Origin of the sequence: Moritella sp. 36 (genome assembly GCF_018219415.1) — a bacterium.
Classification (GTDB): Bacteria; Pseudomonadota; Gammaproteobacteria; order Enterobacterales; family Moritellaceae; genus Moritella.
Genome location: NZ_CP056120.1, coordinates 4761760 through 4775577, shown reverse-complemented (window position 1 = coordinate 4775577; position 13818 = coordinate 4761760). Strand labels below are relative to the sequence as shown.

Here is a 13818-nt window from a genome sequence, read left to right as displayed (position 1 = left end):
ACATGGCGCTTTTTTTATGGTTTTTTACAGACAATCTGTGCAATAGCGCGGTCAGGATTGCGTTCAATCCCTTCAAAATAATGTAAACATTCCCAGTCACTGAACATCGCTTTTAATTCTCCCAACTGTAATAGAAATGCATCACGATTAGGTCGACCAAATTGTCTGTTCTCGACAGTGAAAGTTTCATAGATCACAATACCGCCAGAACATACTGCTTGCTTGATTGCGTCAATGAGTGGACGGTGTAAATATCGAAATACGACAATGCCTTGATAGTGATTAGCGGGTAATTTATGCTCACCATTTTCAAAGTCAACTTGCCAGCATTGCTCGCTACTCACACCCGATACCGCCGCTATACTGGTTAAAGCAGTCCGATTTTGATCGGCAAAAATAGTGGGTATCTGTTGTTGATGCAGATACAGACCATTGCGACCTGCGCCACAGGCTAAATCCAATACGGGTTTACCTGACGGCTGGAACAACGTGCTGTATTGTTGTAATAGTGCTGATGCGGTCATATAAACCCCTTAAGCGAGCGCTAACCACGACATCACATCATGACTTTTTGCAACACCCAGAATATAAGCAAAAATGGCTACCGCAGCCACACTTGCCCATAAGCGTATGATAGCTGTCTTACCACGTTTTATTGCAATTGTACCCACGATAATATAAGCGATAAGGCCGATTAACTTTGCCGTTAACCAAGCATCAGCAAACGGATATTGTTGGATTGTCATCATTAAGTGACCCGCTAGCAAGATAAGTAGCGTATCAATGATGTGCGGTAATATTTTGATTACCTTATTTTGTAATAATGAAGATTCTGTGACCGACAAAATTGAACGAAAGATAAAGAAAGTGATACTAAGGTAAGCCATGCCCATATGCATGTGTTTAACAAATGCGTAATCCATTTTAATTGCCCATTGTAAAAGTGATGTGATTAAATCGATTAAGGGGAATAAATTTAATATCCACCTTAATACGCGTGTTAGTGACGTCTTCGGCGAGAAGTATATCTAATTCTGGTGGGGTTAGGTAATACATACGTTTTTAATTTCCTATCTTAAGGTAGCTGACTTAAAATAGGTGTAATGTAAAAATTTGGAACTTATTGAATGCGATTTTATATTTTAATTTGCCTTTTACTTTCTTCTTTTGCTTATGCGGAACAAAGTGCTAGTGCATTTGACCCTGCGGCGAAGGTGGCGACTGCGCAGTTACTATCAACGGCGAATGGCGTTAATGGCGCAACGGTATTGTCTATGGGTTTAAAAATAACCTTAGATGATGAGTGGAAAACCTATTGGAGTTCACCTGGGTTAGCTGGAGCACCACCGAGTATTGACTGGCAAGGATCTGAAAACTTAGCGGATGTTGAATGGTCATGGCCGGTACCGCAGCGCATGATGGTGTATGATGTTGAGACTTATGGTTACAAACACGAAGTGATTTATCCTCTGCAAGTTACCGTTATTGATCCCAGTAAAGCTTTAGCGTTACAAGCTAAAACGACCATGTTAGTGTGTCGTGAAGTGTGCATACGTGCACAAGTGAATCTGGTATTAAATCTCCCCGCAACAGCAAGCAGCATTGATAAAGCCTCAAGTGCACAGCTACAGCCTTACGTCGCTAATGTTCCGGTAGATATTAGTGCCACGTCGGCTTCTATCCAACAGTTCGGTTGGGACAGTGCATCATCACAATTATTAATTGAAGTGGCAGGATTAACAACGCCAGTGCTTGATAGTTTTGTTGAAGGTGTAGATTTTACTCTGTTTAGTCAGCCTAAAATAAGCCAGCAAGATGGGGTCACACGTTTAATTATACGGGTTGAAGACATGGCGGGCACACCTGCTCGATTAGATCCTCAACAAGCGTTAAAAGTGACGTTAACCAATGCACACGGGGGCATTACATTTACCGATACCATTAAACCCACCGTGATAGAACAAACCTTACCAAGTTGGATATACATGTTGCTGCTGGCGGTTGTTGGTGGTTTGATTCTTAATTTAATGCCGTGTGTATTACCGGTTTTGTCGATTAAATTATTAGGTGTGGTTGAATCGGTTAGTGAATCGAGTGCGCAACGACGGGTTAACTTTTTATTAAGCGCCGCTGGTATTTTTGTGGCGTTTTGGTTGCTGGCATTACTTTTCATAGGCTTAAAGTATTTCGGTATTGGTTTTGGTTGGGGAGTGCAATTCCAATCGGCTGCGTTCTTATTGATCATGATCCCGGTATTGTTGTTATTTGCATTAAATTTATTGGATAAATTTGATGTGCAGTTACCACAAAGTTTAATGGATAGGCTGTCTGGCTCTAATAAGGGGCATTTTTATCAAGGTATCTTTGCGGTGTTATTAGCAACGCCTTGCTCTGCACCTTTTTTAGGTACCGCGGTTGCCTTTGCCTTAGCTGGCTCAGGCTGGCAGATTATGGTGATATTTAGTGGTTTAGCCTTGGGTTTATCACTGCCATATTTACTTATCGCGATGTGGCCAAATAGCGTAAAAGTGATGCCAAAGCCGGGTCTATGGATGGTACGCTTTCGTCAGTTTCTAGCAGCCTTACTTTGCGCGACATTAGTGTGGCTAATTTGGCTGCTGCAAGCACATTTAAGCATGATGTTGTGGGTTACTTTTAGCGTCATTATTTGTGCGATGGTGATTCTCTTAATCGTTAAACCGGGCCCTAAATCACTGGTCACGACATTTGCAATATATCTGCTGTTGGCGAATACCATTATTTGGTCGCCTGAGTCTGTGAAGTTATTACAGCGCAGCGATATCCAGTCTGAATCAGAAATACACTGGCAGGCATTTGAGCCTGAAAAGATTGCGGAATATGTAGCGGAAGGAAAAACCGTGTTTATCGATATTACTGCCGATTGGTGTATTACCTGTGTGGTGAATGAACGTGCAGTGCTGCAACGTAGTGATATTATCGCCCGTTTAAATGCGGATAACGTTGTAGCGATGAAGGGAGACTGGACTAAGCCCGACAGTCAAATTGAAGCGTATTTAAAACGCCATGGCCGTTATGCTATCCCATTTAATCAGGTGTTTGGCCCGGCATTACCACAAGGAAAGTTATTACCTGAGTTATTAACGAAAGATGTCGTCACTATCGGATTGGTACAGGCTGGACAGTAATTCAGACTCATTGCTGCCTTATTGTTGAGTGATAATGGAGCAAGGCAAAAAACGGATGTACACTAAACGCCTGTTTTTTGTCTTGCAGTTCGATTATTTTGCTGTTCTAATTGCGCTCTTCTGAATTTATACAAGACTCATTTTATTGTTGAACTAAGAGATTAACGGATTTATTGAACCGTTAAGTTGGCGAACAGATAAAATAGATATACGATGAAAACAGTTACTGAAACTTTAGCGCAGCCACGTTTAAACCGTGAAATGCGCCTGCAAAATGCAATGATAACTATGTATTGTAAACAGCATCATGTTTACCAAGGTAAAGTATGTCGTGAGTGCGAACGTTTACAACAAATGACCGCGCGTAAACTAGCATTTTGTGAAAGTGGTATAGAAAAGCCCACCTGTGTAACCTGCACTGCTGTATGTTATACCCCTGTTGTCTCCAAACAAGTAAAGACTATTTCTCGTTGGGGCCGCCTGCGTATTTGGTTTCGTCACCCTATTCTCATGTCTCTATATTGTTTTGATAGCCTCAAACCAAGTCAAATGCCAAAACCTAAATTACTAAATCTGTAGCTGACTGATGTGTAAATTGGTAGTTTAATCGTTGCTTTAACTTCTCGTTGGCAATGATGCAATGTGGTTTGCTGTTCTTAGTTGTAAAGCTTGGAATCGTAATACTCAGTTGTTTGGCTGCTTGTTGATAGAATGTTTGTCTGCTGGGATGGTGATCGCAACAGGCATTGAATACTTCTCCCCAACATTCTTGTTTGATCACTTGATGAATGATCCCAACCGCATCATGTTGATGAATTAGGTTTACAGGTGATTCTCCGGCATCAAAGATATGACCGTCGGCACTCTTTTTCGATAAACTTTTTGTTGGATTCCTATCTTCGCTAATAAGCCCAGCAAAGCGGATAATGGTGTAATCAATATTTTGTTGTTGCTGAATTAATTGTTCTGCCGCATACACAGTACTGTTTGGATTTAAGGGTGATGTTTCGGTCAATGCTTGGTCTGTTTTTTGATATATGCTGGTGGAACTAATAAAGATCAATTTACCCACTTGGTATTCTTTGAGTAGTGCTAACAATTGTTTAATTTGTACCACTAATGGTGAGCTTGCATGATTACCTCTACTGGCTGGTAACAGACAAATGGCAATATCTTTATTGCTTAATAAACTTTTCCAATCACCTTGTGGTTCATTGCTAAGGGTGGCGCTTACTGCTGGGATACCTTGAGAAACTAAACTTGCTGCTTTTTCGGTATGGCTACAACTGACTATAAGCGGATAGTCTTGCGATAATAACTGTCGTGCGAGTGGCTTACCTAGCCAGCCCGCGCCTATGATTGCAATTTTCGGTTGTGTATTTGTGCTCATATCCGTTGCCTGTATTATCAAGTTAGATACAAGCGTAGCGATTTTTGGTTATAATAGCGATTGATAATCTGTCGTAACATAAACTAAAGAGAAAACCATGAGTAGATTTATAGATAGCTGGGCTATCGTGCATATTGATGATTCTTACAATGCATCAGTATTAGGTAGTAGAGGCACTAAGCTACACTGGTGTAATGGCCGTGAAGAAGCCATTGAGTTTATTTATGATGAGTATCTCGCTATTTTGGCTGATACTGGCGAAATGGACGAAGAGTTAGTTTATGCCGCGAAAGAGCGCTTTGAAGTACTACAAGAACAAACGCAATCTGATGCAGAGTGGATCGAGCACGTCAACGAATTAACCGTCGATTTACGCCATATTGTTTGGTTCGGCAGCATTGCAGAAATGGCTGAATTAAACAATGAATTTGCGTGTGCTGTGCGTGAAGTGTATTGGGAAGAATTTGGTGAGTATGATGAAGATGATCCAAGCGCATTTGTGCCTGAAGATGAATGGTTAAACCTTTCTGAAGCCTTAGTCGAATATTTAGGCCGCGCAATCGTATAATTTAATCACGCTGCTTATCGATAACAGATTAACGTATCAGTTTCCGTTTAATACGTTAATCTACTCTCATTTATCCCCCCCATTTTTAAGTCATAGACTTACACGTCGAAATTAGCTACATTAACTGTTTATTCATACAGTCCGTAATTGTTAACATCATGAAACTTTATATTGCCGAAAAACCCAGCCTTGGTCGTGCTATTGCCGATGTGTTACCTAAACCGCATAAGAAACAACAAGGCTATATTGAAGTCGGTAACGGTGATGTCGTATCTTGGTGTATTGGTCATTTGCTCGAACAAGCAGAGCCGGATGCATATGATGAAGCGTTTAAAAAGTGGCGGTTAGAGCACTTACCTATCGTACCTGAAACGTGGCAACTGAAGAAAAAGCCCAATACCAGTAAACAACTGACCGTATTAAGAGGTTTGGTAAAAAAAGCGACCAGTCTTGTGCATGCAGGCGATCCTGATAGAGAAGGGCAATTGCTGGTGGATGAGGTGATTGAATTTCTAAAAACCCCAGCGAAAAAGAAAAATACTGCCCAACGCTTATTGATCAGCGACCTCAACCCAGCAGCGGTGAAAAAAGCGCTGAATAATTTGCAAGCCAACAGTGATTATATTCCCTTGTCTGTGTCGGCATTAGCGCGTTCGCGTGCCGATTGGTTATATGGCATGAATATGACCCGTGCTTATACTTTACAGGGCCAAAAAGTCGGTTACCAAGGTGTGTTGTCTGTCGGGCGCGTACAAACCCCGATTTTGGGTTTAGTGGTGAGGCGTGATATCGAGATCGCTAACTTTGTCAGTAAACCTTTTTATGAAGTGCTGGTGCATTTAGAAACCCAGCAGCAAGAGATGTTCACCGCCAAGTGGAAACCGAGTGAAGCATGTCGTCCGTATATGGATGAAGACGGTCGGGTACTGGTCAAAAAATTGGCTGAAAATGTGGTCAGCCGCGTCCAAGGTCAAATGGGCGAAGTCACTAAGTTGGAAAAGAAAAATAAACAGCAAGCCGCGCCACTGCCATATAATTTATCTTCACTGCAAATTGATGGTGCTAAGCGTTTTGGTATGAGTGCACAACAAGTATTAGATACCTGCCAAGCTTTGTACGAACGGCATAAGCTCATTACTTACCCGCGTTCAGACAGTCGTTATTTACCCAAGGAACATTACGGGCACCGTGGTCGTGTGATCAACGCAATATCCAAAACTAGCGGGTCATTGCAGCAAGCAGCCTTAAATGCTGATCAAAGTTTACGGAGCAAAGCCTGGAACGACAGTAAAGTTGAGGCCCACCATGCCATTATCCCGACCGAAAAAAGCAGCAGTGTCGAGCGTCTTAACAGCAGTGAAAAAAATATTTATGAATTAGTCGCACGGCAATATTTATGTCAGTTTTATCCACCTTATGAATATGCGGACACGGTTGCAGAGATAACTATTGCGGGTGGTTTGTTCATCGCTAAAGCCAAAATGACCTTAAATCAAGGCTGGAAAATATTATTTCCGAAATCAGCAGGGAGCAATGCCAAACAAACTGAAGCTGAGAAAGAATTGGCCGCGCAATTACCGACCATTAAAAAAGGTGAACAGGTGTTATGCCAACACGCTGAGTGTGTTGAAAAACAAACTCAGCCACCGAAACATTTTAGTGATGCCACTTTACTTGCGGCGATGACAGGGATCTCTCGTTATGTCAAAGACAGTGAGATCCGTAAGATCTTAAAAGACACAGATGGGCTCGGTACCGAAGCCACGCGTGCGGGGATTATTGAACTGTTATTTAGACGTAACTTCTTGGTACGTAATAACAAACTAATTTTATCCACGGACGCTGGTAAAGGCTTGATTAATGCGTTACCTGAATCGGCGACCTTACCGGATATGACTGCTCAATGGGAATCTGTACTTGATGGTATCAGTAAAAAAGAAGCCAGCTACCAGCATTTTATGGGCGGTTTATTACAGCAGCTAGCAGGCATGATTGAGCAGGCTAAAGCAACACTACCGGATGGTTTACGTGGTCTTTCAAGCGGCAAGCCCGCAGGTGGACGATTTAAGAAAAAACCAGCCAAAAAAAGGACTTATAAAAAATCATAATCGAAAACTGAGAGCTACTCCCGTATTTATATAAGGTTGTGCTGCATTTAGATCAAATTGTGCCGCTATTGTGATAACTCTGTGATGAACAATTTGCTTAAATAGCTCATGATTAGTATATGGGAAGTTAACCAAGCAGGTAACGGAATGATTATTAAATGTAAAAAAAAATCTCAAGCAAGTGAAAATGATGTTGTTGCGGAACCTGTTTATCAGCAACGTCGACAATTCCTCAAACAATTAGGCCTTGCTGGTGTTGGTTTAGCCGCTGCGAGTCCAGCACAAGCAAGCATCTTTGATATTTTTGATAGTGGTAAGAAAAAAGCCCACAGTCAGGCGTTTGTGCAATCGCCATTGAAATTCATTGGCAGTAAAGATTACGCCGATGGTGAGATCTGGACGCCTGAGAAAAAAGTACTATCACATAATAATTTTTATGAGTTTGGCACGGCGAAAACAGATCCCCAAAAAAATGCCCAGAACTTTAAGGTTGAACCATGGACACTGACGATCACTGGTGCGGTGGAAAAAGAAATCACTTTAGGGTATGACGATTTATTTAAAGTGGCGGATTTGGAAGAGCGTATTTATCGCATGCGTTGTGTAGAAGCGTGGTCAATGGTGATTCCGTGGATCGGTTTTTCGCTAGCTGAAATTATTAAAAAAGCTAATCCAACATCAAAAGCTAAATATGTCGCGTTTGAAACCCTATATGATCCACAACAAATGCCGGGGCAAGCATCTTCTTATCTGGGTGGTAATCTGGATTGGCCCTATGTCGAAGGTTTACGTATGGATGAAGCGATGCACCCATTAACCATACTTTCTGTCGGTACGTTTGGTAAAACTCTTGCGCCACAAAATGGTGCGCCAATCCGCTTGGTTGTGCCGTGGAAATATGGTTTTAAAGGTATTAAATCAATCGTTAAAATCCATTTATTAGAAAAAGAACCACCAACTACGTGGAATCGTCTTGCTGCTCGTGAATATGGGTTTTATGCCAACGTTAATCCAGCTGTGGATCATCCGCGTTGGAGCCAAGCATCTGAACGTCGTATTGGAAATGGCAGTGTTTTTTCTTCTAAACGTATAAAAACATTAGCTTTCAATGGTTATGATGAAGAGGTCGCTAGCTTATACCAAGGTATGGATCTGAAGAGGTATATTTAATTATGCCAGTGCTAACCTATAAACGTATGCCGTATTTAAAGGCTTATATTCATATACTGGCCATTATGCCATTAGTATATCTCGGGTTAGCAATTAATGCTGATGCATTGGGTGGTGATCCAGTGCAAGCTGTGATCCATTTTTTGGGTAAAGGCGCATTAAATTTATTACTCGCCACCTTAGCTATTTCACCTTTGGCAAAGCGTTACAAAGAAGGGTTGTTGATCTCAACCCGTCGTCTGGTCGGTTTATATTGTTTTTTTTATGCAACGTTACATTTAGTTGCTTTTGCTTGGCTCGATTTAGGCTGGGATCTCGGTTTATTTCTTCAAGAGTTGATAAAAAGACCGTATATTTGGCTTGGCATGGTTGCCTTTATTATTTTACTATTATTAGCATTAACCTCGCCAATGTGTGTACGTCGTAAAATGCAGCGTAATTGGCAAAAGTTACATAATTTCATATACCTAGCTGCAGTTTTAACCCCCGTTCATTATTATCTGTCGGTGAAGTCTGGCTGGATAGAACCCATTATATATGCTTTTTTAGTGATACTCCTGCTATCTAGTAGACGAAAATAGCGCACCGCTGTGTTTAGTTACAATTTGGCACTAAAAAAATACTTATTTGTTTTATAAAGTAACCTTTCCTTGATCTGCTGCAATTAATCGTTCTTGACCTTGCTTTACACTGTCCTAAACTCTAATTTTATATATCATCTAGCTGCAGGAATTTGAGATGAAACAACAAGCAAGCAATGTAGAGGTCAAGAAAGTCGAGAAGAAGGCCGAATGGAAGTTATTTGTCTTCTTAACGGTGTTCTTATTTCCAATCCTCGCTACCGTTAGTGTATTTGGTTATGGGTTTGTCATTTGGATGAGTCATATCCTTTTTGGCCTACCTTCGCATTAATCAAATTAATCAATTACTCATTATCCAGGTATTACAGTAATGAAAAAATTATTCTCTATAATCGCTCGCTCTTGGCGTGTGTTTAATAAACCAAGTAAACATATCTCTTTAGGTGTTGTGACTTGTGCTGCTTTTATTGCGGGCGTTATTTTCTGGGGTGGTTTCAATACCGCGCTAGAAGCGACAAACCAAGAAGCATTTTGTATTTCTTGTCATAGTATGAAAGAAAATAACTATCAAGAAATCCAAAGTACGGTTCACTGGTCAAACCGTAGTGGTGTCCGTGCTACTTGCCCTGATTGCCATGTTCCTCATCGCTGGCAAAACAAAATCGCAGCCAAAGCGCGTGCGAGTAAAGACGTATTTGGTTGGTTATTAGGTACGGTGAATACCAAAGAAAAATTCGAATCTAAGCGTTTACACTTAGCGCAGAACGAATGGGCTCGATTTAAAGCCAACGGTTCTTTAGAATGTAAAAACTGTCATGACTATAAGAGCATGGATTTCACCAAAATGTCTGAACGTGCGCAAGTACAAATGCGTAAAGCGGCTGAGCGTGATCAATCTTGTGTTGATTGTCATAAAGGTATTGCCCACCACCTACCTGAAATGGATACCTCTGCAATCAGTGAACTAGGTAAAATGGCGAAAGACCTAGAAGGTCACTCATTTGAAATTGGTAAAGAGTACTACTCTCTGGTGCAAACACCACTTTATAAAGATGATAAAGAACCTGAGTATCTGGGCGTATTAACACCAGCGACTAAGTTTAAAGTTATCGCTGAATCTGGCAACCGCCTGCAAGTTGAATTAGTGACTTGGCATAAAGCTAAAGGTTACGGTCGCGTGCTGTACTTCGATTTTGCTAAAAATATTGTGCAAGCAACATTATCAAAAGAAGCATCACAAGATGAATCGCTATTCGTTCGTGGTGATAAGAAAGAAGATGATCTAACTGGTCTACCTTGGGAACAAGTAACGTTCACACTATGGGTTGATAAAAAAGGTTATGAAGAAAGCCTACAAAACATTTGGGATTACGCGAAAGACGCTTACCAAACCACATGTAGTGTTTGTCATACCCAACCAGCAGAAGCTCATTTTGATGCAAATACTTGGGTTGGTATGTTTGCCGGCATGCAAGGTTTTGTGAACTTAGATGGCGACACACATGACGTGATCTTGAAGTATCTACAAAACCATTCATCTGATTACAGCAAAGATGCTCATTAATTCAAAGAGAAGTATGACTATGTTTAATAAAGACAAAAAGTCTAAAAATGAAAATGTATCTGTCAGTCGTCGCTCCTTTTTAAAAGGTGTGATGGCGACATCAGCTGTTGCTGTGATTGGTCCTAGTTTATTAGTACCAAAAACAGCAAGCGCAGCGACAATGGCTGAGCGTGCTGAATGGAAGTTAACTGGTTCGCACTGGGGGGCGTTCCGCGCTAAGATCCACGGCGGTAAAGTTACAGAAGTTAAAGCGTTTGAATTAGATAAATATCCAACTGATATGCTGCAAGGCATTGAAGGTATTATCTATAGTCCATCACGTGTTCGTTACCCTATGGTTCGTCTCGATTGGTACTTGAACCGGGAGAAAAGTAACACAAAACAACGTGGCGATAATCGCTTCATCCGTGTTACTTGGGATCAAGCTCTAGATATGTTCTATGAAGAATTAGAACGTGTTCAGAATACGTATGGCCCATCAGGGCTACATACAGGTGCTAACGGTTGGCGTGCAACTGGTCAACTACATAGCTGTGGTAGCCATATGGCGCGTGCAATCGCGATGCACGGTGCATCAGTAAAAGATGTTGGCGATTACTCTACGGGTGCTGGTCAAACAATTCTACCCTACGTACTTGGTTCGACAGAAGTATATGCACCGGGTACATCATGGCCGTTAATCCTAGATAATAGTAAAACGATTATCTTATGGGCAACGGATCCAGTGAAAAACTTACAAGTAGGTTGGAACTGTGAAACACATGATAGCTTTGAATATCTGGAAGCGCTAAAAACTAAAGTTGCTGAAAAGAAAATCCGTGTTATCAGTGTCGATCCGGTTAAGAACAAAACGCAAAACTTCTTAGGTAATGAACACAGATACATCAATCCACATACCGATGTACCGTTCATGCTTGCTGTAGCACATACTATGGTAAAAGAAGATCTACATGATAAGAAATTCTTAGATACTTATGCGCTTGGTTTTGAAGAATTCTTGAAATACGTGCAGGGTGAAACAGAAGATAAAGTTGAGAAAACGCCTGAGTGGGCGAGTGAAATTTGTGGCGTATCGCCTGATGACATCCGTGATTTCGCTCGTTTAATTACTAACGGTCGTACTCAATTCTTATTTGGCTGGTCAATCCAACGTCAGCAACATGGTGAACAACCATATTGGATGGGCGCGGTATTAGCTGCCATGATTGGTCAAATCGGCCTACCTGGCGGTGGTATTAGCTATGGTCATCACTACAGCTCTATTGGTGTACCTACTTCTGGGGCAGTTGGTGCGGGTTCATTCCCACGTAACCCTGATTCAGGTCAAAAGCCTCGCCATGAAAGCAAAGATTTCAAAGGTACCAGCTCTACGATCCCTGTAGCACGCTTCGTTGATGCGCTGCAAAATCCAGGTAAAGTGATTGATGCCAATGGTTCAAAAATCACCTTCCCTGATATAAAAATGATGGTATTCACGGGTTGTAATCCTTGGCATCGACATCAAGATCGCAACAATATGAAAGAGGCATTCCAGAAACTGGAAACAGTGATCGCGATTGATTATAACTGGACTGCAACGTGTCGTTTTTCTGATATCGTGTTACCAGCTTGTACGCAGTACGAACGTAACGATTTAGATATCTATGGTTCATACCGTGCGAAAGGTTTACTGGGTATGAAGAAGCTAGTTGACCCGCTATTCCAATCTAAAACTGACTTTGAGATCTTTACTGAACTAACGAAACGTTGGGGTAAGAGTAAAGAGTATACTCAAGGTAAGAGTGAAGTTCAGTGGTTAGAAAAGCTGTATAACAAATCAAAAGATGCGAATGTTGGTAAATGGGATATGCCTGATTTCCATGAATTCTGGAAAGAAGGTTACTTCCACTTTGGTGATGGTGAAAACTGGACTCGTCATGCAGACTTCCGTGAAGATCCTGAAGTTAACGCACTTGGTACGCCTTCTGGTTTTATCGAGATTTATAGCCGTAAGATTGCACGTTTTGGTTATGAGCACTGTAAAGGTCACCCTATGTGGTTCGAGAAAACAGAGCGTTCACATGGTGGTCCAAAATCAGCTGAATTCCCTGTATGGATGCAGTCTTGTCACCCGAATAAACGCCTGCATTCACAAATGTGTGAATCAGAAAAGTTCCGTGCTACTTACACAGTCCAAGGTCGTGAGCCAGTTTACATGAACTCTGCAGACGCGAAGAAACGTGGCATTAAAGATGGAGACATCGTACGCGTATTCAATGATCGTGGTCAGTTGTTAGCGGGTGCGGTAGTTGATGATAACTACCCTGTGAATGTGATTCGTATTGAAGAGGGGGCTTGGTATGGTCCTGAAGATGAAAGCATCGGTTCACTTTGTACTTATGGCGATCCAAATAACCTAACATTGGATATCGGTTCTTCGGAACTTGCTCAAGCAACATCGGCAAATACATGTCAGGTTGAGTTTGAGAAATTCAAAGGTAAAGCGCCGGCAGTTAATTCGTTCGGTGGACCAATTGAAGTGGTTTCATAATGTTATAAAACATTAGTTAGTACGGTTCGATAAAGCCTAATAGTTGGCAGGTTGTGAAAGCAATTTGCGATTATTAGGTTTTTTTTTTGCCTTAAGCTTTCTTGCTCTAAAGACTGGTGTATCATGCCTGTCATATTCCCTTTATTAGTGACTTCCATGGCTTTAACAGCAACCATTTTAAAAGCAAAAGTATCAATCGTTGATCTTGATAATCATGTTTACCTTAATGATATTCCTCTGACTCTGGCTCAGCATCCATCTGAGAATGATAACCGTCTGATGTTACGCCTACTTGCTTGGATGCTAAATGTTGATGCTGAAGCTCGTTTAAGCTTTACTAAAGGTTTAGGCGAAGATGAAGAACCAGATATCTGGTTTAAATCTGATATTGGTGTGATTGAGCAGTGGATTGATTTAGGTCAGCCATCGGACAAACGTCTAAAGAAAGCCAGCAATCAAGCACAGAAAGCGACGGTTTATACGTACGGCGATCGCAGTGCTGCATTATGGTTTAAGAAAATAAAATACAGCGCAGATAACTTATCTATTCAGTTTATTAATGATGAAACGGCAGAGCAAATGGCGCAGTTATATAGCCGTAATATGGAGCTACAATTGATGATCCAAGATGGAGATATTCAAGTGTTATCTGGCGAGAGCTGTATTGCGATTAAACCTGAAGTTTGGTGTTAAGCCTTAGCGTTTAATACGAATATTGACTGATGAGTAACGACTGTGAC

The 13818-nt window shown here is 41.3% G+C and carries 13 protein-coding genes; 10 read left to right on the top strand and 3 right to left on the bottom strand.

What is annotated here, in order from left to right:
* Positions 1–14: 14 nt before the first annotated feature.
* Together HWV03_RS21235 and HWV03_RS21230 are read right to left on the bottom strand one after the other, a co-directional pair.
* On the bottom strand, positions 15–524 hold the full coding sequence (locus HWV03_RS21235; RefSeq protein WP_211677811.1) for a tellurite resistance protein: 510 nt from the start codon (positions 522–524) through the stop codon (positions 15–17).
* Between the two features lie 9 nt (positions 525–533).
* Positions 534–923, bottom strand: a complete 390-nt coding sequence (locus HWV03_RS21230) for a SirB2 family protein (RefSeq protein WP_211677810.1) — start codon at positions 921–923, stop codon at positions 534–536.
* A gap of 204 nt (positions 924–1127) precedes the next feature.
* Here HWV03_RS21230 and HWV03_RS21225 point away from each other — a divergent pair, with 204 nt between their 5' ends.
* Together HWV03_RS21225 and HWV03_RS21220 are read left to right on the top strand one after the other, a co-directional pair.
* Positions 1128–3167 (top strand): protein-disulfide reductase DsbD family protein, encoded by a 2040-nt coding sequence (locus tag HWV03_RS21225; protein WP_211677809.1) that lies wholly within the window; start codon positions 1128–1130, stop codon positions 3165–3167.
* A 213-nt stretch (positions 3168–3380) separates the two neighbouring features.
* Positions 3381–3746, top strand: coding sequence for a nitrous oxide-stimulated promoter family protein (locus tag HWV03_RS21220; protein ID WP_211677808.1), 366 nt, complete (start codon positions 3381–3383; stop codon positions 3744–3746).
* On the opposite strand, the gene HWV03_RS21215 is transcribed toward HWV03_RS21220, so the two are convergent.
* Positions 3727–4557 carry an NAD(P)H-binding protein gene (locus tag HWV03_RS21215; protein WP_211677807.1) on the bottom strand — a complete coding sequence of 277 codons (831 nt, stop codon included), beginning with the start codon at positions 4555–4557 and terminating at the stop codon, positions 3727–3729. The two genes, HWV03_RS21220 and HWV03_RS21215, sit on opposite strands and share 20 nt — an antisense overlap.
* 97 nt (positions 4558–4654) lie before the next feature.
* On the opposite strand from HWV03_RS21215, the gene HWV03_RS21210 reads away from it, so the two are divergent.
* From HWV03_RS21210 to HWV03_RS21175, 8 genes are all read left to right on the top strand, one after another.
* Positions 4655–5125 carry a hypothetical protein gene (locus tag HWV03_RS21210; RefSeq protein WP_211673358.1) on the top strand — a complete coding sequence of 157 codons (471 nt, stop codon included), beginning with the start codon at positions 4655–4657 and terminating at the stop codon, positions 5123–5125.
* Between the two features lie 158 nt (positions 5126–5283).
* Positions 5284–7233, top strand: a complete 1950-nt coding sequence (locus HWV03_RS21205) for a DNA topoisomerase III (RefSeq protein WP_211677806.1) — start codon at positions 5284–5286, stop codon at positions 7231–7233.
* 147 nt (positions 7234–7380) lie between these two features.
* Positions 7381–8403 carry a protein-methionine-sulfoxide reductase catalytic subunit MsrP gene (gene msrP / locus HWV03_RS21200; RefSeq protein WP_211677805.1) on the top strand — a complete coding sequence of 341 codons (1023 nt, stop codon included), beginning with the start codon at positions 7381–7383 and terminating at the stop codon, positions 8401–8403.
* A 2-nt stretch (positions 8404–8405) separates the two neighbouring features.
* Entirely contained in the window at positions 8406–8984 is a 579-nt protein-coding gene (gene msrQ / locus HWV03_RS21195) for a protein-methionine-sulfoxide reductase heme-binding subunit MsrQ (protein ID WP_211677804.1), read from the top strand.
* Positions 8985–9141: 157 nt separating this feature from the next.
* A complete protein-coding gene (locus HWV03_RS21190; protein WP_211677803.1) occupies positions 9142–9315 on the top strand; it encodes a periplasmic nitrate reductase, NapE protein in 174 nt (57 codons plus the stop codon).
* 39 nt (positions 9316–9354) lie between these two features.
* Positions 9355–10548, top strand: coding sequence for a pentaheme c-type cytochrome TorC (torC, locus tag HWV03_RS21185; protein ID WP_211677802.1), 1194 nt, complete (start codon positions 9355–9357; stop codon positions 10546–10548).
* A gap of 13 nt (positions 10549–10561) precedes the next feature.
* Complete coding sequence (torA, locus tag HWV03_RS21180) at positions 10562–13078, top strand: trimethylamine-N-oxide reductase TorA (RefSeq protein ID WP_211677801.1); 2517 nt, start codon at positions 10562–10564, stop codon at positions 13076–13078.
* Positions 13079–13234: 156 nt separating this feature from the next.
* The gene (locus HWV03_RS21175; protein WP_211677800.1) at positions 13235–13771 is read left to right on the top strand and encodes a YaeQ family protein; all 537 of its coding nucleotides are present in this window, start codon (positions 13235–13237) and stop codon (positions 13769–13771) included.
* The last annotated feature ends 47 nt before the right edge of the window (positions 13772–13818 follow it).

What these genes read in the sequence shown, in the direction of transcription:
- HWV03_RS21235 (WP_211677811.1), bottom strand. Translation starts at nt 524, where the DNA reads ATGACCGCATCAGCACTATTACAACAATACAGCACGTTGTTCCAGCCG.
- HWV03_RS21230 (WP_211677810.1), bottom strand. Translation starts at nt 923, where the DNA reads ATGGATTACGCATTTGTTAAACACATGCATATGGGCATGGCTTACCTT.
- HWV03_RS21225 (WP_211677809.1), top strand. Translation starts at nt 1,128, where the DNA reads ATGCGATTTTATATTTTAATTTGCCTTTTACTTTCTTCTTTTGCTTAT.
- HWV03_RS21220 (WP_211677808.1), top strand. Translation starts at nt 3,381, where the DNA reads ATGAAAACAGTTACTGAAACTTTAGCGCAGCCACGTTTAAACCGTGAA.
- HWV03_RS21215 (WP_211677807.1), bottom strand. Translation starts at nt 4,557, where the DNA reads ATGAGCACAAATACACAACCGAAAATTGCAATCATAGGCGCGGGCTGG.
- HWV03_RS21210 (WP_211673358.1), top strand. Translation starts at nt 4,655, where the DNA reads ATGAGTAGATTTATAGATAGCTGGGCTATCGTGCATATTGATGATTCT.
- HWV03_RS21205 (WP_211677806.1), top strand. Translation starts at nt 5,284, where the DNA reads ATGAAACTTTATATTGCCGAAAAACCCAGCCTTGGTCGTGCTATTGCC.
- msrP (WP_211677805.1), top strand. Translation starts at nt 7,381, where the DNA reads ATGATTATTAAATGTAAAAAAAAATCTCAAGCAAGTGAAAATGATGTT.
- msrQ (WP_211677804.1), top strand. Translation starts at nt 8,406, where the DNA reads ATGCCAGTGCTAACCTATAAACGTATGCCGTATTTAAAGGCTTATATT.
- HWV03_RS21190 (WP_211677803.1), top strand. Translation starts at nt 9,142, where the DNA reads ATGAAACAACAAGCAAGCAATGTAGAGGTCAAGAAAGTCGAGAAGAAG.
- torC (WP_211677802.1), top strand. Translation starts at nt 9,355, where the DNA reads ATGAAAAAATTATTCTCTATAATCGCTCGCTCTTGGCGTGTGTTTAAT.
- torA (WP_211677801.1), top strand. Translation starts at nt 10,562, where the DNA reads ATGACTATGTTTAATAAAGACAAAAAGTCTAAAAATGAAAATGTATCT.
- HWV03_RS21175 (WP_211677800.1), top strand. Translation starts at nt 13,235, where the DNA reads ATGGCTTTAACAGCAACCATTTTAAAAGCAAAAGTATCAATCGTTGAT.